16 protein-coding genes and 2 pseudogenes are annotated in these 20,277 nt (G+C 40.8%); 14 read left to right on the forward strand and 4 right to left on the reverse strand.

Going from position 1 to position 20,277, the window contains the following annotated elements; all coding sequences use genetic code 11:
• Positions 1–90: 90 nt before the first annotated feature.
• From JCM21738_RS12070 to rlmD, 8 genes and pseudogenes are all read left to right on the forward strand, one after another.
• Positions 91–1,164 carry an ATP-binding protein gene (locus tag JCM21738_RS12070; protein ID WP_023626210.1) on the forward strand — a complete coding sequence of 358 codons (1,074 nt, stop codon included), beginning with the start codon at positions 91–93 and terminating at the stop codon, positions 1,162–1,164.
• Positions 1,165–1,290: 126 nt separating this feature from the next.
• A pseudogene (gene recQ / locus JCM21738_RS12075) lies at positions 1,291–3,420 on the forward strand (DNA helicase RecQ).
• 881 nt (positions 3,421–4,301) lie between these two features.
• Positions 4,302–4,880: an ABC transporter permease subunit gene (locus tag JCM21738_RS12085; RefSeq protein ID WP_035209430.1), complete on the forward strand. Its 579-nt coding sequence runs from the start codon at positions 4,302–4,304 to the stop codon at positions 4,878–4,880.
• The gene (locus JCM21738_RS12090) at positions 4,873–5,763 is read left to right on the forward strand and encodes an ABC transporter permease subunit (protein WP_023626207.1); all 891 of its coding nucleotides are present in this window, start codon (positions 4,873–4,875) and stop codon (positions 5,761–5,763) included. The genes JCM21738_RS12085 and JCM21738_RS12090 overlap by 8 nt, the downstream gene beginning before the upstream one ends.
• A 134-nt stretch (positions 5,764–5,897) precedes the next feature.
• Positions 5,898–6,131 carry a hypothetical protein gene (locus JCM21738_RS12095; protein ID WP_035209432.1) on the forward strand — a complete coding sequence of 78 codons (234 nt, stop codon included), beginning with the start codon at positions 5,898–5,900 and terminating at the stop codon, positions 6,129–6,131.
• Positions 6,098–6,346, forward strand: a complete 249-nt coding sequence (locus JCM21738_RS23330; protein ID WP_081742118.1) for a BsuPI-related putative proteinase inhibitor — start codon at positions 6,098–6,100, stop codon at positions 6,344–6,346. Before JCM21738_RS12095 ends, JCM21738_RS23330 begins: the two co-directional genes overlap by 34 nt.
• A 144-nt stretch (positions 6,347–6,490) precedes the next feature.
• Positions 6,491–6,892, forward strand: coding sequence for a hypothetical protein (locus JCM21738_RS12100; protein WP_023626205.1), 402 nt, complete (start codon positions 6,491–6,493; stop codon positions 6,890–6,892).
• Positions 6,893–7,030: 138 nt separating this feature from the next.
• A pseudogene (gene rlmD, locus JCM21738_RS12105) lies at positions 7,031–8,400 on the forward strand (23S rRNA (uracil(1939)-C(5))-methyltransferase RlmD).
• Positions 8,401–8,777: 377 nt separating this feature from the next.
• Here rlmD and JCM21738_RS12110 read toward each other — a convergent pair.
• The 4 genes from JCM21738_RS12110 to JCM21738_RS12125 are packed head-to-tail and all read right to left on the reverse strand — an operon-like array spanning position 8,778 to position 12,715.
• Entirely contained in the window at positions 8,778–9,653 is an 876-nt protein-coding gene (locus tag JCM21738_RS12110) for a radical SAM/SPASM domain-containing protein (protein WP_081742119.1), read from the reverse strand.
• Positions 9,586–10,137: a radical SAM family protein gene (locus JCM21738_RS12115; protein ID WP_023626201.1), complete on the reverse strand. Its 552-nt coding sequence runs from the start codon at positions 10,135–10,137 to the stop codon at positions 9,586–9,588. Before JCM21738_RS12115 ends, JCM21738_RS12110 begins: the two co-directional genes overlap by 68 nt.
• Positions 10,138–10,150: 13 nt before the next feature.
• A complete protein-coding gene (locus tag JCM21738_RS12120) occupies positions 10,151–11,353 on the reverse strand; it encodes a metallopeptidase TldD-related protein (protein WP_023626200.1) in 1,203 nt (400 codons plus the stop codon).
• A gap of 60 nt (positions 11,354–11,413) precedes the next feature.
• Positions 11,414–12,715 carry an MFS transporter gene (locus JCM21738_RS12125; RefSeq protein WP_023626199.1) on the reverse strand — a complete coding sequence of 434 codons (1,302 nt, stop codon included), beginning with the start codon at positions 12,713–12,715 and terminating at the stop codon, positions 11,414–11,416.
• Between the two features lie 196 nt (positions 12,716–12,911).
• Between JCM21738_RS12125 and JCM21738_RS12130 the strand changes: the two genes are divergently transcribed.
• From JCM21738_RS12130 to JCM21738_RS12145, 6 genes are all read left to right on the forward strand, one after another.
• Positions 12,912–14,141 carry a helix-turn-helix domain-containing protein gene (locus tag JCM21738_RS12130; protein ID WP_256360195.1) on the forward strand — a complete coding sequence of 410 codons (1,230 nt, stop codon included), beginning with the start codon at positions 12,912–12,914 and terminating at the stop codon, positions 14,139–14,141.
• Between the two features lie 420 nt (positions 14,142–14,561).
• A complete protein-coding gene (locus JCM21738_RS23885) occupies positions 14,562–16,337 on the forward strand; it encodes an AAA domain-containing protein (protein ID WP_148296107.1) in 1,776 nt (591 codons plus the stop codon).
• On the forward strand, positions 16,235–18,268 hold the full coding sequence (locus JCM21738_RS23890; protein ID WP_148296108.1) for a DEAD/DEAH box helicase: 2,034 nt from the start codon (positions 16,235–16,237) through the stop codon (positions 18,266–18,268). Before JCM21738_RS23885 ends, JCM21738_RS23890 begins: the two co-directional genes overlap by 103 nt.
• On the forward strand, positions 18,261–18,671 hold the full coding sequence (locus JCM21738_RS25845; protein ID WP_243463005.1) for a winged helix-turn-helix domain-containing protein: 411 nt from the start codon (positions 18,261–18,263) through the stop codon (positions 18,669–18,671). The genes JCM21738_RS23890 and JCM21738_RS25845 overlap by 8 nt, the downstream gene beginning before the upstream one ends.
• The gene (locus JCM21738_RS25850; RefSeq protein ID WP_243463006.1) at positions 18,626–18,994 is read left to right on the forward strand and encodes a hypothetical protein; all 369 of its coding nucleotides are present in this window, start codon (positions 18,626–18,628) and stop codon (positions 18,992–18,994) included. The genes JCM21738_RS25845 and JCM21738_RS25850 overlap by 46 nt, the downstream gene beginning before the upstream one ends.
• Before the next feature lie 150 nt (positions 18,995–19,144).
• Positions 19,145–19,969 (forward strand): RpnC/YadD family protein, encoded by an 825-nt coding sequence (locus JCM21738_RS12145; protein ID WP_035209435.1) that lies wholly within the window; start codon positions 19,145–19,147, stop codon positions 19,967–19,969.
• The last annotated feature ends 308 nt before the right edge of the window (positions 19,970–20,277 follow it).

Genomic DNA, 20,277 nt, shown 5'->3' on the forward strand with positions numbered 1-20,277 from the left:
TATAACTGCTAATTTCCTATTTTACCCAAAGGATTTCCCTTATAGATAAAGAATAATTAAAGAATCAATCTTTTCTAAGGGTGTTGCCGTATGAATGACCAGAGGACCGCAGTAGATTATGAACAGTTCATACCCAGGGAAACAGGCTTCATATTCAAATTTATTAAAAAAGACAACCAATTCATCCATACTTTTATCGAAGGCAAGCTTATAGAAAAGGTCGGTCTTTGCCCTGGCACAGTAACCGGGAAATCGCTGTGTGAATTTTTGCCGCCTGACCAGGCGAAACGCAAAGAGTTTTTTTACGAAAAGGCGTGGAATGGGGAGCAGGTCAACTATGAAGGAAGCTTTGGCGGTGTTCACTATTTGGCTATCTTGAATCCTATTATCCAAAATCGCCAAACTATTGAGGTAATCGGAACAGCGATAGATATTACCGGGGAAAAAAACAGGGAAAAGCAGGCTCAGCAGATGGAGAAGCTATCTGTGGTAGGAGAACTGGCCGCAGGGATTGCTCATGAGATCAGGAATCCGCTCACCTCGCTGAAGGGCTTTGCTAAAATTGTCAAAGAAAGCGTTACGGATGAGAAATTGATTCCTTATCTGGATATCATGCTGGATGAAATGGACCGAATCAATCAAATCGTCAATGAGTTTATGTTCATTGCCAAACCAAATGAGAATGTTCGTTTCCAATACACGAATGTAAATAAACTGTTGAGTGACTGTATCCAATTCATGGGACCGCAGGCCAACTTAAAAAGCATTGAAATTGAATTTGAATCAGAAGCACAAATCAGTTTGTATTGTGACCGGAATCAGATAAAACAAGTACTGATCAATATACTGCAAAACGCGATAGAAGCCACGGAGGACAACGGCCATTTTATCAGGGTAAGCTTGGAAGAGATGAATGCGGATTCTGTTATGGTCACCATCACTGATAAAGGCTGCGGAATATCGGAATCAAGATTTAGTCGACTGTTCGAACCTTTCTATTCAACGAAAGAAAAAGGGACGGGGTTGGGACTGCTCACCTGCAAACGGATCATCGATCTTCATCAGGGCAGCATTGATATTGAGAGCCAGCATGGGGAGGGCACGACCATACGCATTGTGCTGCCTCGGCAAATTAATGCAAAACAATTACTGATTGCAGAATAGATGTGCCATGCTTCCTTCGGGGGCATGGCATTTTTTTATTGTCGTTCTGCCAGGATTATCTGTTAAAATGGAAGAGCAACCCTCTAAAATCCTCAACATTTTCTCACTGAAAGGAGTTACCTCGCTATGCTGCAAAAAGCCCATGAATTATTGCAAAATCATTTTGGTTATTCCTCATTCCGTCTGGGGCAGGAACAGGCAATCTCATCTGTGCTTGAAGGTGAAAATACCGTCTGTGTCATGCCGACTGGAGGCGGGAAATCGATTGTCTATCAAATCCCGGCGCTCGTGCTGCCTGGGACAACCATTGTCATTTCTCCGCTGATTTCCCTGATGAAGGACCAGGTCGATACACTCACACAGCTAGGCATTCCGGCGACGTACATCAATAGCTCGCTGTCTGCCGGTGAAGCTGCGGCGCGCATGATGATGCCAGGAACGGAAAGTACAAGCTGTTGTACATCGCTCCCGAGCGGCTGGGATCCTGGGAGTTCATCGATGACTTGCAGGACATGGATATTCCATTAATTGCCGTCGACGAAGCGCACTGTATATCCCAATGGGGACATGATTTCCGGCCAAGCTATCTGCAGATTTCCGGACTTGCTGATCGTTTGCCGAGAAAGCCGATTGTGCTCGCCTTGACGGCAACTGCGACGCCAAAGGTAAGGGAAGACATTTGCGCGTCGCTAAAAATAAACCCGGAAAACACGGTGATTACCGGGTTTGAGCGCAGCAACTTAAGTTTTTCAGTTGTAAAAGGCCAGGATCGCCAGGCGTATTTAAGGGATTTTATCAAAAAGAATGAAAAGGAAGCTGGCATCATTTATGCGGCGACCAGGAAGATCGTCGATCAGCTATATGAATGGCTGCAGAAGGAAGGCTTCAATGCCGCCCGCTATCACGCAGGCATGAACGATGAAGACCGGAACCGCGAACAGGATCGCTTTTTACAGGATGAAGCTACTGTGATGGTTGCAACTTCAGCATTCGGAATGGGAATCGATAAAAGTAACATCCGTTACGTATTCCACTTCCAGATGCCGAAGAATATGGAGAGTTACTATCAGGAGGCAGGTCGTGCCGGGCGTGACGGTTTGGACAGTGAATGTATCGTGCTTTATTCGTCGCAGGATGTCCAGGTGCAGCGCTTTTTGATCGACCAGTCGGCAGACCGCGAGCGAATTGCGCCTGAGCTGGAAAAATTGCAGCAAATGGTCGGCTACTGCCATACCGAGGAGTGCCTGCAATCCTATATCCTTCACTATTTTGGCGAAACAGAGACAGTAAAATGCGGACGCTGCGGCAATTGTACGGACGCTCGTGAGACAGAGGATGTCACGAAGGATGCGCAAATGGTGCTGTCGTGCATCATTCGGATGGGGCAGAAATACGGCAAGGCGATGACAGCCAATGTCTTGACAGGATCGAGGAATAAAAAGGTGTTGGAATTTCGCCTGGATAAATTGCCGACGTACGGACTGATGAAGGATCGGAATGCCAAGCAGGTCAATGACCTGATTGAATTCCTGATTTCCCAGGAGCTGATTGGCGTCGAGCACGGCACATATCCGACGATTTATGTACCCGAAAAAGGAAGGATGTCTTGCTTGGCAAGGTTCAGGTTTTCCGGAAAGAAGCTATTAAGGTCAAGCAGGTTTCCAATGATGATCCGTTATTTGAAGAGCTTCGTGAGTTGCGGAGGAATGTTGCCGCTGCGGAAAATGTGCCGCCGTTTATGATTTTCTCCGATTCCTCGCTGAAGGATATGTGTTTGAAGCTGCCGCTTACGGATGCGGAGTTCCTCAATGTGGCTGGAGTGGGAGAGCATAAGCTGCAGAAGTATGGCGTGCCATTCATTCAGCGGATTATCGAGTTCTGTGAAGAGCATCCGGAGCGCCAGCCGGTGATGAATGCCGTTGCGGAGCCAGTGAGGAAACCGGCTAAGAAGACCGTCGGAGATTCCCATCTTGAAACGTACAAGCTGCATCAGGCGGGAAAGACCGTCGCTGATATCGCCGCGGAGCGCGAGCTGGTGGAGAGTACGGTCGAGAATCACCTGATCCAGTGCATCCAGCAAGGAATGGAAGTCGATTATGACTTGCTCATCCCGGCTGAACATATTGAAGGCCTCGAGCGAGCGTGGCAGAAGCCGGCCGCGACAGATTAAAACCAATCAAAGAACTGCTGCCTGATGAGGTTAGCTATTTTATGATAAAAGCATTCCTGTATATGTCTAAGAAAAAGGTACATTAAGACGAAGCCCGCGGGCTTCGTCTTTTTTCTCTTCAATGTATCTATAAAAGGAATTATTTAAAGTTTATCGTCACGAGTTTAATGTTCCCATACAACAGCATACCCGGAGTTTATCGTCACATAACAGGTCTGAATGTGCTCATGAAACAGTTGCCCGTGAAGGAAGAAATCGAAAGAACACGGTCACAAGAAGGGGAAACATCTCTCAGGTTATCGTCACATAACCCTTTCTATTTTCCATCCTCCGACTGAGGTAGGATAAGAAAACTTTTAAAAACACTTTTCAGAAAAATTAAAAATGGTAAAATATAACTAGTGTCCAAGGGGTTGGGTATTTGATGTATCAGGTATTGTCAGCTTTGGCTTTAGTGTTGATTATCAGGATTTGGGAGATTAATAGTGAACAAGTAGTTATGTGTATTGCGAGCTGCTTTCAGGCGGCTTTTTAATAATAATAGAGTTTAGTTGTTGCGCTTCTCAATAAAATACAGTCCACCAGGAGGCTTCATGGTTTATTTTAAAAAGGCAATTGAGCAGTTTGTGTTATGGATCGTCTGTGTATTTTTGTTCATAGGGATTTTGTTTTTGCCAGGTACGACGGAATATGAGACTGGAAGGGGCGGACAGTTTGTATCCGCTAGCTACGATTATGATTTGGACAGGCATGTTAAGAATATCACGGGCTTTTTTTGCTTACATAAAAGAAAATCAAGGGTTAGGAGAGTTTGTCCCCGGTCAGTCTTACGCGGATCGGATTGGGGGCAAGGCGTGGAAAAGTTTGCTCCTGATTGTTCCGACTTTGATTCTGGCTTATATTTTTGGTGTGTTGAAGGGGATTTTTGATTTTCGGATGCAGAGGAGAAAGCTGAACTTCCTAGGGAATGGGACGACGTGGTTATTCATCTCGATGCCGGATCTTTTTCATCATCGTCGCCCAGATTGGCCTGATGTACTTATATGAAAAAGGGTTGTTCTTCCATGTGACCTTATATGGGAGCGAAAAACTGGAAACCTATGTGGTTGGTATTCTATTTTTGATGATTTATCCTGTTTTCTACCTTGCGAATATCACCAAAGTGAGTTTGCAGGAGCAGGAAGGGAATGATTACATCCGGACCGCGAAATCTAAAGGAACTCCCGGCATGAAAATATTGTTTCTGCATATATTGAAAAATTCTTTTCCAAGAATACTGGCGCATGCGAATACCATCACACTTTATGTACTATCAAATCTATTTATTGTGGAAAAACTGATGGATTTTCAGGGAGCGGCGGACGGTCTGTTTGATGCAGTACTAAGGGGCACAGGCTTCAGGATTGGACTGGATATCATGGTAGACGGCATTTCGGCAACCGGTTATGCAATCTTTTTTGCCACGATCATTCTGGCTGCGAATCTGGTTGCTCAAGTTTTTAAGAGTCTTGTCACCCCGGCTTCACAGGAGATGAATCATGAATAAATCATTACTATTTGGCTTGATTATATTGTCTTTTCTAGTGCTTATATCATTTGTGGCGCCTTATCTGCCGTTCGTGGATTCTTCGTTAAAAGAAACAGTGATGAGGCAGAAGGAAGATGGAGGATTCGAACTTCCTCCATTCGCACCTTCAGCGGATTTTCCAATTGGGTCGGATGCGAATGGCAAGGACTTATTGAGCAGGGTGCTGCTGGGTACGAAAGAAACGCTGTTAACCATCCTGGCGATCGTGCTAATTCGTTATTTCATTGCGATTCCGTTAGCGATGGCAAGTTTTTATTCGCGACTTTTCCAAAGAATACTGGTCATATGGAATCGATTGTTCTCATTTTTGCCGCCGATTTTCTTTGTCATCCTATTGATTGGCACACCGTTCATTACTTTTTCGAGCAACCGATATCTATGGATATTGCTTGTGCTTGCTTTAATTGAAGCAGGCAGGGTTGCTGATATTTTTTATCAAGGAATGGTCGATATCTCAAAAAAACCTTATGTCGAAGGAGGTATTGTTGCAGGATCTTCACCTTTGACAATGCTGAAAAACTATTATTGGCCGCCGTTAAGACCCTTTTTTATCGTCCAGTTTTTCTCAGATCTTGGGAGAACGTTATTTCTCATCGGCCAGCTTGGCATCGTGGAGATCTTTTTGAGTGTCGAATTCGTTTCCCAGCTTGGTGGAGGGTATAAGGTGATGAACGCATCCAATGCATGGCCGACCTATTTTGCGGAGATTACCCACCACATCTGGTCGCACCCGTGGCTGCCGATTACCGGCACAATTGCCATCGGCTTAACAATCTTTGCATTTTCACTGACAAGCAACGGACTGCAGCAATATTTTGATAAAAAGTATAAAAGAGCTTAAATGAAGGGAGATGTGTACAGGCACATCTCCCTTTTGTTTAAAAATAGGTTATTTAGTTTATCAATGAGTGTAACCTTTTGAAGCATTCTCCTGACAAATATAGTGAAGAGTTCAATCAACAGGAGGGTCGGGCGATGAAGAAATTATTAATGATATTGCTGCTTGGGTTGCTGATGACTGGTTGTGGAACGGAGAACCAGGTTTCGAATAATAATCAGGATAAGGGAGGTGCCGGAATCGTGGCGGGAGAGATGGCTGCAAGTTTGACAGAGGAAAGCCCGTTAGTTTTTCAATATGAAGTGAAGAATCAGACGGAAGAAGAACTGACTATGGAATTACGAGCTCGCAAAGGTACGATTACTCGGTAAAAACGAAGGATGGCAAAGAGGTTTTTCTTTTCTCAAGTGTTGCGTCCTTTTTACAGGTATTGGGGGAGGAGAAGTTGAAGCAGGGAGAGTCGTTGACATATGACATCGACCTTCATGAATTATCGCTTGAACAAGGTGAATATACGCTTACTGTGTGGATGACTCCAAAAGGCGGAAAGAAGTACGAAGTGTCGAAGGAATTCACGGTACAGTAAAAATGAAAGCGGATGGATTGTTCCTCCGCTTTTTTTGGCTGCCCAATTTCATGAAGTCTAGGCTGATGACCCAAACCATTTGCCCAATCTCACATAGGGTGTTAAAGGGACAATACAAACACCCATAGAGAGGGGACAATTTAAATGTATATGCACTCACATAACATGCGTTATATAAATGATCCTAGGTCCTACGGAACTGGCGGTGCTGGTACTCTTGCGGCTGGTTTATTAGGTGCCGGGATAGGGTATCTGGGAGGACAATTGCTCAATGGTTCAGGATATGGATACCCAGGAGCCGGTTTTGGAGGATACGGTTATCAGGGAGGTCCGGGCTATGGAGGTTATGGATTTCAGGGAGGCCCAGGATATGGATTCCAGGGAGGACCAGGGTATGGTTTCCAGGGAACGCCAGGCACTGGGGGATATGGATTCCAAGGCGCTCCAGGTTTTGGAGGTTATGGTGGTTATCAAGGAACACCGGGTGCTGGCGGTTATGGCTACCAGCAACCCTGGTCTGGAGGGTATGGTCCCCAGGACTGGTGATTTATGAGAAAAAGGGGCAAAACGACTTGGTCGGTTTGCCCTTAAGTATTTAAGAAACTCGGTTAATGCGTTTCGCAATCCCTGATTCAATATGATAAAATCTGACTTAGCTAATTCACAGCAAAGGACTTGAAAATGATGAGTAAAACAATCCCGGTTAAAAAGAACGATTTTATAGATGTACTATTTGAGGATTTGACGCATGACGGAGCGGGTGTAGCCAAGGTTGATGGCTACCCGATTTTTGTGCAGGGTGGACTTCCTGGCGAAAAGGCAAATATCAAAGTGACTAAGGTGAACAAGGGGTACGGCTTTGGCCGCCTGATGGAGATCCTTGAAAGAAGTACATTCAGGGTAGAGTGTCCGGCTGAGGATGCCCATAAATACGGCGGCTGCCAGCTGCAGCATATCAGCTATGAAGGGCAGCTGAAGTATAAGGAAAACCAGGTAAAGCAGGTGCTGACACGAATCGGCAAGCTCGAGGATGTTGTTGTACACCCGATCTTGGGAATGGACAACCCCTGGCATTACCGGAACAAAGCACAGGTACCGGTTGGCGAGAAGGACGGCAAGCTGATTGCAGGCTTTTTCAAGCCGCGCAGCCACGAAATCGTCGATACAGACGAAAGCCTGCTGCATCTGGATGAAATCAACGAAGCAATCAAGCGGTAAAAGAAATCGCCAGCGAGCTGGGCATTCAGCCATATAATGAGGAAAAACACAAAGGTGTGCTTCGCCACATCATGGCCCGTTACGGAAGACAAACAGGTGAGCTGATGGTTGTGATTGTGACCAGGACAAATGAGATTCCTCAGCAAAACAAGCTGGTGAATGAAATCGTCGCAAGGCTGCCTAAGGTAAAATCAATCGTCCATAACATGAATTCGAAGAAAACGAATGTCATCATGGGAGACAAAACAGAGATCCTCTGGGGCAGCGAGGTCATCTATGACTATATCGGTGACATCAAGTTCGCGATTTCCGCGCGTTCGTTCTATCAGGTGAACCCTGAACAAACAAAGGTGCTCTACGACAAAGCGCTCGAGTTCGCCGAGCTGACAGGCGAAGAATCCGTCATAGACGCCTATTGCGGCATCGGCACGATCTCATTATTTTTAGCGCAAAAAGCAAATAAGGTATTCGGAGTAGAAATCGTCCCCGAAGCCATCGAAGACGCAAAACGAAACGCCGAACTGAATGGCATCACTAACGCCGAATTCGCAGTCGGAGAAGCCGAAACAGTCATACCGGCATGGTACGAAGAAGGCAACAGTGCACACGTGTTGGTCGTCGATCCGCCGCGTAAAGGCTGTGACGAAGCACTGCTGAAGACTATTATTGATATGAAACCGAAGAAGGTTGTGTACGTGTCGTGTAACCCGGCCACCCTTGCGAGAGATTTGCGAATCCTTGAGGATGGCGGGTATAAGACCATTGAAGTACAGCCAGTTGATATGTTTCCGCAGACGACGCACTGCGAAGCGGTTGCGAAAATTGTATTAGTATAATGACAAGAGCCTTATCCTGTGGTGGATAAGCTTTTAAGCAGCAGTTTGGTACCCTTTGTTTTTTTTATTGTCGAAGTTTAAATCGTAAAACGAATATCTTTTTAATACATTAATTACCTGAAAAAATAAAAAGGAACAAAAGCATTTTATAATTCTTTTGTTCCTTTTGTATAACCTATTCACTTAGATAAGTTGATCAACCACCATTATTTCCACCACCGATTATGCAACAGATAAAGCAATCGTCTTCTGTTTCACCAATAGTGAATAAAACCTCTTCTTTTCTCATGGTTAGTTCCTCCTTTCCATATGTAATTTATAGAAAACACCTTATTAAAGGTGGTTCTATTAAATTAATAATTTAATTCTAAAGATCATTAAATATAAACCGTTTCAATTGCTGGAAAGAGGTCTCCTTCTTTGTTGCTTATATTTTTGCACATTGGATCAGCCTCAATTTTCTTTGTTAGAATCAATGAATTTAGTATACAACCACCTAAGCAGGTAGATTTAGCATCACAACTTAAACAGCGTTCGTCGTTATTTCTCATGTTTCTAAAAAAAGCAGGACCATCTTTCCAAATATCTTTCAGGCTTTCATTGTAAATATTCCCAAATGATAACTGTTTTCTAAAAGCATGGGCTTTGTCGCAAGGTCCTGTTTCTCCATCTGCGTAAACAAAAATGGATGTAATTCCTCCAGCGCATTGCTTGGGTGTCCCGTATTTCAAGTAGGTTAAATTAAATTCTAAATCAGGATAAAGGCTTGTAATTTCACTTATTTCTTCTTTTAACCGGTCTATTTGTTGTTCAGTTGGAAGAATATCAAAGTCTGCTCTTCCTACAGGGACTACGACTTCTAATCCAAAACTCTTGATACCTGCATCACGGAAAAATTTGATAGATTCACTGATGTTTTCTATATTTTGTTTACTAATTATCATTTTTAAGAAAACATTAATCCCGACATTTTGAATATAATATAGCCCTCTGTACATCCTATTAAATGATCCCTTAACACCAACGATCGAATCGTATTGGGAAGGTATATGAGAATCGACTGTTACCTGGAGAGTATCAATTCCAACCGATCTAAGCTTTTTGGCTTTCTCATAAGTGATTAAGGTGGCTCGAGTAAACATATAAACCTTCCGATAGCCTATCTGATACGCATACTGAATAATTTCAAAAATATTCAGTATGCAACATCGGTTCCCCGCCGAATACACCAAAATAACGCGCGCCAAGTTCATATGCTTCTAAAAGTATCTCTTTAATCTTCGAGAACTCTATCATTACTGACTTTCCAACAGGCGCATTTTGAGAACAGTAATGACAACTAAGACAACATTCATCCAGTATTGATATAGTTATAGTGTGTAAGCCGCTAGGATTCATAATTCTATCGGAATTACTCACATTCTGAGAAATAATAGAGGGAGCTAATTCCTTGGTTACAATTGTGTTTTTTGTAGGACTCCAAATCAAATATCCCCAATGAATTAGACGTTCGATATAACCTTCAACTTGTCCCAAAACTGAAGGAGGTACACCTTGTGACTTTAGCAATTGGGTAATTTCTTCAATAGAGTATTCTCCGGTACAATATTTAATAATTTGTCTTTGGTAGCTTTTGAGCAGTTTTGTATGGTGATTATTTAAATTTGTTAACAACCCATCCGTTTCATTCAAATCAGTGATATTAATATGTGGCGATAAAATAGGGAATTTAGTCATACAACTACCTCCATTAACTAAATGAAATTTGGAAACTCTTACATTTTGTAAGCGAGATGACTAAACCAGGTGAAGAAAAACCCACTGCAAGATGTGATTGAGATTTTTTTATACAGCCTTTCGTTGAGGAGTAGAATCGATTTTTACCGATTGTGTAAATAATATTCTCAATAAAATCTTTTGCCGAAATTGCTATTGATAGATTGTATAATCCATATTCAGTGTTGTTTCGTATATATCTAGCGGAAATGTTTTTTAATAAAATATTCCCATTTCTATATCTGGCATAATTAAGAGAATCCACTATTAAAGTTTTGTCTAAAGAATGGGTAGTATAATTAAGACTTGATGTTAGTATGGTATTTGTAACTCTTGGTAATAATGCTGCCCCACCTAATCCTAATCGACTTCTAGTATTTAAAATATTTCTATTGTTAAAGTAATTCGAGCTCAATAAATTCATAATTTGCCCGTTTTTAGTTACCGTTATAGGTTCTATAAAATTTCCTTCATCATCAAAAGAACAATCACCGCAAAGGCCGACAGAAGGATTATCAACAACCGAAATAAACATAGGAATTTTTATCTCTTTGTCTTCTAGCTCCGCATAATTATCTTCTTCGAATAAATGGCCAAAAACCTCGTGAGTTATTATGCTGCTTGGAAAGGAAGTAAAATAAATATTTTCAAACAAAGGTATTAATTCACTCTTAGGAGTTTTAAAAATATGTAATATTCTGTTTCTTAAGCTTAAAAAAAACCTAGTAAGTGAACTTAAATTGTAAATATTTAAATCAACACTATCTACCAGGATAACTTCATCGGAATCAAAAATTCCTATATCGATCACAACGTTTTTTCTGAATTGGGATACAAGTTTATTATCAATTCTTAAAAACCTTATTGATCCATTGCTGGAAATTGAAAACTCAAATTTTATAGCATTATTGAATTGGGTATACCATTCTCTTTCTGTATTGAGGATTGAAGAGATTTGTCTTATGAAATCTAAGTTGTTTTTTGAGTAGAACTCTAAGGCTTCACTAGCTGATTTTGTGTCTATAAATTCCTGTAGTTGATTTTTAAAGTCTTTTCCAGACCATAATTTAATGTCATCCGTTATATTACTTCCCCATGAAAAACTTTCATTTTCCCCATCCTCAAATGATGTACCAAGTATCTCGATGAAATTAAAAGATAGTATACTCTTTTCCATCTCCTCCCCCCTATTTGTAGTTGACCTCGTTTCCAGAAGTTAAATGATAATCTATGTTATTTAGTCACTAACACGAATTACTGGATTCTTTTTCTTTTCAAATAATTCAGGATGGACACTTTGGATAACGGAAGTTCTCGCCAGATACAGGACAGCTATTAAAAGAGAAAAACCGGCTGATAACATTACAATTTGAAACGGAATCAAGTCATAAAGAATTCCAAACAAAATTGTACTTAAAGGAACTAGCGCTTGTGCACCAGTTTCTAGGAGAGAGAAAACTCTTCCTTTAAATTCATCTGATATTTCCTTTTGTAACATAACCAGGATCGGTGTATTGATAAAAGTTAAAGCTGCTCCATATACAAGCATGATTGTTATATAGAAGGAGAAAACAAATGTATATGAAGGCCGGAAAAATGTAGGTAAAGTAAATATACAAATCAAAAGGCCTATCAAGATAATTCCGTATTTGGCTTTCATTAGCGGATATTTTAATTCTTTTCGAATAGATAAATAAATGGAGACTATGAGCATACCGGCTGCAAGAGCACTTTCTATCATTCCAAAGTGTTGAGAACTCATTTTCAGTTTGTTGATTAACGTGAATGAGGATCCAACCTGAAATGCGCCGGCAAAAAAGTTAATAAAAAGTGCAATAGAGATAATTGAGATGATCAAGGGCTTCCCTTTAATATAGACTAGCCCTTCTTTTATGTTTAACCACATTGTTGAGTTTTGCGATTTAGGAGTTTTAGAGGTCTGCTTTGCTGAAAATAAAGTGAAATTCATTGTTGATTCCAGAATTAGAGCAAGTATTACTGCACTCAAGTAAATGGTTAATAATACTGGCATGTTGACAAGGGCGAAGGTTAGTCCACCTATAGCTGGACTTGCTATTGAGGAAATCGAGATGACCATTTGATTTAATGACATTGCTTTTTGAATTCTTTTGGCATCAACAAGTCCACTAATGGACGAGGTAAAAGCAAGGCCAGCGAAGGTAGAAGTTAAAGTAAATAGTATGGTTGCAATATAGAATATCGGTAACGTTAGACCAACTAATTTGCTAAGAATGATCATGAAGAAGAGAATGAATATATTTATAATATGAGAAATAATAACTATTCTTTTCCTTGGATATTTGTCTACAAAATATCCTGCTATTGGAGAAGCTAAAGTCCGGGGTAGCACATTACATAGAATATTTATCGCAAAGTAGGACGCAGATCCTGTTAAATGTAAAATATAGTAGCTGACTGCAAACGTATACACTTGGACACCAACACTGGATATGAATTTACTAATGGTGAAGGTCCAAATATGTTGTGTAGCTTTTCTTAATTTCAGATGTGCTTCCATGAGAACACTCCCTCTTTTTACCGTTATGTTTAATTTAATTAAACAAAGTGTAACAATAAATGGAATTAATTTCAATGTGTTTTTTAAATTTAATTAAACTTTTTATTTTCCATTACTTTTTCATCTATTCATTTTCCTTTATAATTGACTTATATAGATAAAGGGGGAGTTACCAATAGAGACTCTAGGAGAAAGGATTCGTAAACTTAGAAAGGAAAAAAAGATCACATTGGAGGAATTAGCAAGCGGAAAAATCACTAAAGGGATGTTAAGTTTAATTGAAAACAATAAAGCCCAGCCTTCAATGGAGAGTTTAAGCCATATTGCTAAACAACTAGGTGTAAATACAGCTGATTTACTAAAAGAGGAAAATAAAGAAGAGCTGAGAAGCTTGGTTGACAAAACAGAAGCCCTTTATTTCTTGGAATCTTACGAAGACAATCATGACTCCTTTCAAAAATATAAAGATATTGTTGCTCATATCGAACCCCTATTTGAACAAATACAACATAATTCTGGCTATGAATCTGCCCGATTATTAGAGCTATATGGTTACAGCCTTTATTTTACAGGAGCAGAAAATTGGAAAGCTCCACTTGAGAAAGCTGATGGAATATATAATTATTTGAACATTTCATCCAGGAGTGCGTCGATTGGTAGCTTTCTTTCTAACATTGAATTTTCAAAGAAGAATTATCATGAGGCCTTAGCTGTTTTTCTAAAGGAGAAAGAAAAAATAATTAGGACAGGTGTCTATATAGAGCCTTTAACCTATCTAAATTATAATTATAATGAAGCAGTCTTTCGCTTGGCTGTTGGTGAGGGTAACAAGGCAATTGAAATAATCGAGGCTGCTGTTGAGTATTCCAAGAAACACAAAATATTCTATCGTATTGATGAACTATTATCTGCGGCAGCGAGCTATAGCCTTATAAATAGAGATAAAAGTAAATTGGAATATTATTTAGATAAACTTAGACAATACGGTAAACTTACCAACAGTCGTTATTATTATGCTTTTTCTGATTTGTTAACAGCTGAAATGATGATCAGCAGTGAAGGTAAATATGAAAACGCCTTAAGACTGATTGAAGAGTATGTGGATGATGCAGAAATAAAAATTATCGAGCCGTATGTATATATAGTTAAGGGAAAAGCATTATTCGGTATGGAGCGTTATCGTGTGGCAATTAGTTGGCTGGAGAAAGCAGAAGTACCAGACTACTTTAATCACCCCTATGATTTATCCTTACTATATACAGGAGAAATTTATAAGGCCCTGTGCTATTTAAAATTAGGAAACAATGAAAAAGCGCTTTGGCATTCAACCTTGGCATTAGAAAACTATAGAGATATGCCAGACAGTTACTATAAACAATTAGCTTATACAACTCAAAAGAGAATATTGGAAGAAATAGCACTGTAAAAAATTATACTTCACTCTAAATAAAGGATTAACATTAATAATCACACATATAGTTGGCTTAAAACTAAAATGTCAACTCACCATACATCTCATGTATTGCCACATACACTCCACACATGTCGAGTGTGTGGCGAAGATTGAATTAGTTTAAGCGAAAAGCCTTATCCTTTGTGGATAAGGCTCTTTATATCCAATTCCCCCACCAAAAATTGGACAATAAACCTGTCCTTACACCCCTAAACATTATGCTATAATAACCTAATTATAAAACTGTATAGACTTATAGATTACTAACCATTTCAAAACTTTCCATTGTAATAAAAGCAGGTGGATATATGAATAATACTCAAAGTAAGGCATATCGTTGTCCGATCGCTTTGACCAATAAGGCAAAGAGTAAAATGCGAGAAGCTGGGTTGGATGAGCGATCGTTTTTTATTGGAGAAATCGTTTGATGTTTATATAGAAAAGTATCCGCAATCGGCTGATGGCCTTGTTTCGGTAGCCTTGTTTTTTGACATTGAAAAAAACGAAAGACTGGCAGAGAAATACGGTAGGTTTGTTGTTGTTTTCCATTGTTTAGTCAAAGAGGATGGGTTTGTTGCGACGAATGTAACGACGAGACCGACACATATCCCATTGCCGTCTAATTGGCGCATTTCGGCAGAGCTTACTTTTGACTTAAATGTTCAAGGCAGCAGGCGATTACCGATGGGGTTACTGAACTTGATTCACAACATGCCGGTTGCACAGGAAAGTTCTATGTATGTGCAAAAACGTATTGCGAGTTGGGAAGGCTATTTGAAAATTCAGGAGCAGTCCGCAGATATTCCTGATATCACCACCCGCTATTCCACGCTTTTATTCAATGATGATTTCAGTACGGTAAAAATAACAGGCTGTGAGATGAATGATAAGGATTGGAAGTCACTCAAGGATATGAGCGTCAAGCTAAAAGGAATGGACCAGGAGATCGGCAAAGTCCTGAAAGCGAATCGTTCGGCTTCCACGGTAGAGGTGGAAATACACAGTTATATGGAAGCTCTGGCCCGCAGGCAGCGCCTTGATGTACCTTCGAAGGAAGTCATCTTCAGCAATTTCGCAACCTTAAGCCAGCTGAAAAGACTACGGCAAGGATTTAAGCAATTGGAAAACGGTTCGGCTGCGAATCCTGAACTGGAACGCCTTTTATTTGAAAATAAGCCCCCGGTCAAAGCGGTCAATTCTCAGGCAAAGCTGCAGTTTCACAATCGATTGAACGAGTTCCAGCAGGCAGCTGTCACAGGCGCTATGTCTGCTGAAGACTTATACGTCATCCAAGGGCCGCCCGGAACAGGAAAAACAACCGTTATTTCAGAAATTTGTCTGCAAAATGCGAAGGCGGGGCTGCGCACTCTAGTTGCGTCGCAGTCGAATTTAGCGGTCGACAATGCCCTTGGACGATTGCTGGCAACTAAGGATATCCGGATCCTCAGAGTGGGGCGGACGGAAAGCATAGAAGAAGAGGGCAAAAAGTTCATCGAGGAAAATGTCGGACAGTATTGGAAAGACCATACGCTACAGGAAGTCTCCAGCCAAATTCAAACTCGAAACCAACGGGAAACCGAAATAGAAATAGAATGGGAAGCGAATGAACAGGAACAAGAGAGGCTCCAGCAACAGCTTGCACGAATAGAAGCGGAGCTTGAGGCAAAGAAGAAAGCACAGCAACAGTATAATGAAGCTCGGTCCATTATTGAAGAGCATAACAAGAACATTCATGGAGTTGAACAGGAGGGGCAAGTAGTTCAGCAGCTTATACAGAAAACGGAACAGTCCCTGCGTTTGTTAAATGACACCATTGATCAAGACGAAACTTTTCTGGTCGAAGAGCCAGGTCATGACTTGTTCCAAAAAGAGTTGGAAGATAACCAGCAAGAGATTGTAAGGCTGCAAGACAGTGTGGCCCTTCAGGTGCTCCAAGACGAAATGAATGAACTGAAACAAACGATAGATATGGTTTCTGCTGAATGTGAGACATGGAAAGAGGAAAAGAAACAGAAGGAGGCTATAACAGATAGAATAACTGCCGCCAAAAAATTCGACAGTTTAAAGTGGATCATTCTAGAACAAAATCTGACCCGCTCACTACAAGTGCAGCCATTAATCACAAAGCTCGATCAATTCCGCGAAAGAATCAACAGCTGGATAAGTTAAAGGAATATAATGAGAAAATTAATCCTGCGATTTCCTATCTTGAGCAGCTTTTGGGAGAGAAGGAGAAGTATTCCAAGCTTCAGGGGCAATTGAAAAACACGCCTCCTGTTACTACGACAGCGATCGAAATTGACCAATTTTTAGAGAAATTAAGAAGTGAGTTAAAAGGAAAATCAACCATTCATCCGGACAGACTTGAAATTTTTCTTAAGGGGCTATATGGCCGGAGACATTTCATCTGGCAAAAAGCGGATGTGCTAAAACTGAATGATACAGATAAAAAAATGGCACAAGAAGCACTTCAGCATTTGAAACAGGAACTGATCGGACAGCTTCAGCCTAGTCTCGATGAAAACAAGATGATGCAACAAAAGTATCAAAGAGAGTTGGACGAACAGACTGCCAAGCTCACTTTCCTGCAAAATAAGCATGCACAAAAGATGGTCTCAGCCGTCATTATTCCCAATGCGAAGGAATTGCTTCATGAAAAAGAAACCAAAGCGTTTGAACTGAAAGCCAAGCAAGAACAATATGGACAAGCCAAGCTACGGGTTGAACTGAATCGTCAAAAACGGGAACAAGAATCTCTTCAACTGAAGCAGGCAAAGCAGAAACAAACCGAAATTGGAGTCAGTCTTGCAAATCTTGCCTCCATAATTAAGGAAAAAGAAGCTGAACAAGCGCCACTACATGATATCCTTTCTTTAGAACCCGAAAAGGAGCACGAAGAGGTATTAAAGAAGCTGGCGAGCGTTTCTTTTACCCGGGAGTCGTTGAAACAGGAAAAGCAGAGACTTCCACTGTTCCAGGAAGTCCAGGGAATGTGGCAGTCCTTGCTGAAAGAAGCAAATGATCATGACCTAAATGAAATCCGAAAGCTTTATGTGAAGCATGCAAATGTAATAGGAACAACATGTGTGGCTTCCGCCCGCAAAGATTTCATTGAAAACTACCCAATTTTTGACGTTGTCATTATTGATGAAGTATCAAAAGCAACACCGCCGGAGCTCCTTTTGCCGATGCTGAAAGGGAAAAAAATCATTCTGGTCGGCGATCATCATCAGCTCCCGCCTCTATTAGGGAACGATACGCTGGAGGAAACGCTGCAGGAAATGGCGGAAGAAAGTGAAGACTTTGAAGGAAAAGCGGAACTTAAAAAGTTATTAAATGAGTCGTTGTTCGAGCGATTGTTTAAAAACTTGCCGAAAACCAATAAAACGATGCTTGCCATTCAATATCGGATGCATGAAAACATTATGAAAACGATAACCCCATTTTATATGGAAGAAAACGAACAGCTCCAATGTGGCTTAATCGATTCCGATCTGGATCGTGACCACAAGCTGGCATCACTGCACATCCAGCGGAACAATCATCTCCTTTGGCTTGATATGCCGAACGAGCCTTTATTTTTCGAGGTAAGAATGAAAGGCGGAAAGAGCCTTTACAATCCAGCTGAATTGAAAAGGATTGGCGAATTGCTGAAGGAATTGAATGAAGCAAGTGCTGAGGCAAAGCAAGCTGGAAGAATGGAAATCAATGAGAAAAAGAGCATCGGAGTCATTAGTTTTTACGGAGAACAAGTGAAAAGGATCGACCGCATGCTCCAACAGGAGTTGCATTTGCCTCACTTAACGATCCGCACCGGGACAGTGGACAGATTCCAGGGCATGGAGATGGATGTGATTCTGTTAAGTATGGTGCGTAATCACGATAATAAGCAGGATGATATCGGTTTTGCCAAAGATTATCGCAGGCTGAATGTGGCTTTATCGAGAGCAAGAGAGCTGCTTGTGATGGTTGGCAGCACAAAGATGTTCACACAGCGGACGAAAAATAGGGATGCAAGAAAAATGTATACTCATGTTTTAGAAACTGCCAAAAAGCTAGATGGATTGCGAACCCTTGAAGAGGTGGGTATGAATGGATAAATTAAAAAAGCAGCTACATGCGAATCTACTTAAAAATCCAGCTGTCCAAATCAAGAAATCGGTGATCTGGCAATTCCCGATGACCATTTATACTGTGGCGTTTTATCGCGTAAAACGCTCTAAAATGGACATTCTCATCAAAATGATGCTGCTCACTTTTGAAAAGACCCAAATCCGTCGTGCAGCCAATTTATCTCAATTGCTTCTGGTCGAGGAGCTGTTCATTGAAGATTTACTGAAGAAAATGCAGCGCACGGGTTTGATCACATTGGAAAAAGGAAGCTACAAGCTGACATCGAGAGGGCAAGAGCAGCTAAAGACAGGATTATGGAAGAAGAATTGGCAGAAGAGTCTGCAGTGCTTTCCTACAGCCCAATTCACGATGAGTTTTGGCCAGAACTGACCGAGCCATTGCCTGAAACTGACGGAGAACTGCCGCTTTACCGGTATGGAAATCATCAGAACATCGTAGAGAAGGACCGTATTCTGCAGGTTCTCGCAGAGAGCCGAAATGGTGAGGAAGAAGACGGCTTCCAAACAGTAGTCGCTGCTGTAAATAGCTATGACCAGCAGAAAGTTGAACACATCCCATGCCTTGAATTTCAACTCTACAATCAAGAACAAGACAAATTCTATGCGCGTGTCTGGAATACCTTGCTCCAACGCTGGGATGAAACATTCGAAAAGCAGATAGAAGAGAAGGAACGTTTGGTATGGCGGGAATAATATGCAGAAACAAAGGGACGTACCTTGGGTATGTCCCTTTTAATCAAGCTCTGTTCCTGAAAAATTATTATTAATAACAAATAAAATAGAACATTTGTTCGAAAAATGGTATAATTAAGGTATAAAAACTAGACAGGATGTGATAAAATAATGGTAGTTAACTGGATATTGGAAAAGCCTCGGGATTATGTTGCGGTTGATTATGATGGCCTTTGGAAGAAGTTGATTTACGAGCTGTTTGAAGAGTTTGTCCTGTATTTTTTGCCTGATTTGTTTGAGGACATTGATTTTACGAAGGAGCCTGAATTTCTGCAGCAGGAGCTTTTTAAGGAGATTATTGAAGAGAAGAAAGGGAAACGAATTGCGGACCAAATTGTTAAGGTATATCTGAAAAATGGCAGTGAGCAATGGATCTTGATTCATATCGAAGTTCAAGGCGATACGGGCGATGATTTTTCAGAAAGAATGTTCCGCTATTATTATAAAATTTACGACAAGTACAATCGTGATGTTGTGGCGATTGCGCTGTTGACGGGTGCTTCCGACCGCCCATGGACCGGGAAGTACCAACGAGGAATCTTTGGGACAGAAGTGACTTATAAGTATAATTGGTATAAGTTTAACGATCAAAATGAGGCTGAATTAGAAAATTCGAGCAACCCTTTTGCAATTGCCGTACTTGCAGCAAAATATGCAAATGCTGCCAAAAATGATGACGAGAAACGCTATCGATTTAAATACAAGCTAATGCGATTAGTATTACAAAAAATGAATCACCCTCTAGACGAAAGACGCATCTACCTCTCCGCGCTTACTTACTTCATTGATTATTTACTCCAACTACCAATAGAATTAACAGAAAAACTAAGAAATGAAATCATGATCTCGAAGGAGGCAATTGACTTGATGTACTTAGACCGAAAGAACCTACCCCCAACATTTGGAGAATTGAGAAAAATGGAAAGAAGAAGGTAAAATAGAGGGAAAGAAAGAAGGATTGTTGATCGAACGAAAAAGAATTGTCTCTAAGTTAACCCGCGAAAATTTTACAGTTGAACAAATAGCTGATTTGACGGAATTATCTATTGAAGAGATAAAGAAGTTACAACAGCTTAGCTAAAAAGTATTGAGGTTTGTCCATGAGGCACGCCTCTTTTCTCTGATGATCTCCGCGCTTACTTTGAAGCAATGTATTAAGATTTATAGGAGTAATTGTAAGAAGTACAAGATACTTTTACGGAATCACGCAATACTGGTTCCGTTAGTTTTTTTGTAAAATCACA

It is taken from the genome of Mesobacillus boroniphilus JCM 21738 (genome assembly GCF_000517385.1).
In the GTDB taxonomy this organism is placed as follows: Bacteria; Bacillota; Bacilli; order Bacillales; family Cytobacillaceae; genus Mesobacillus; species Mesobacillus boroniphilus.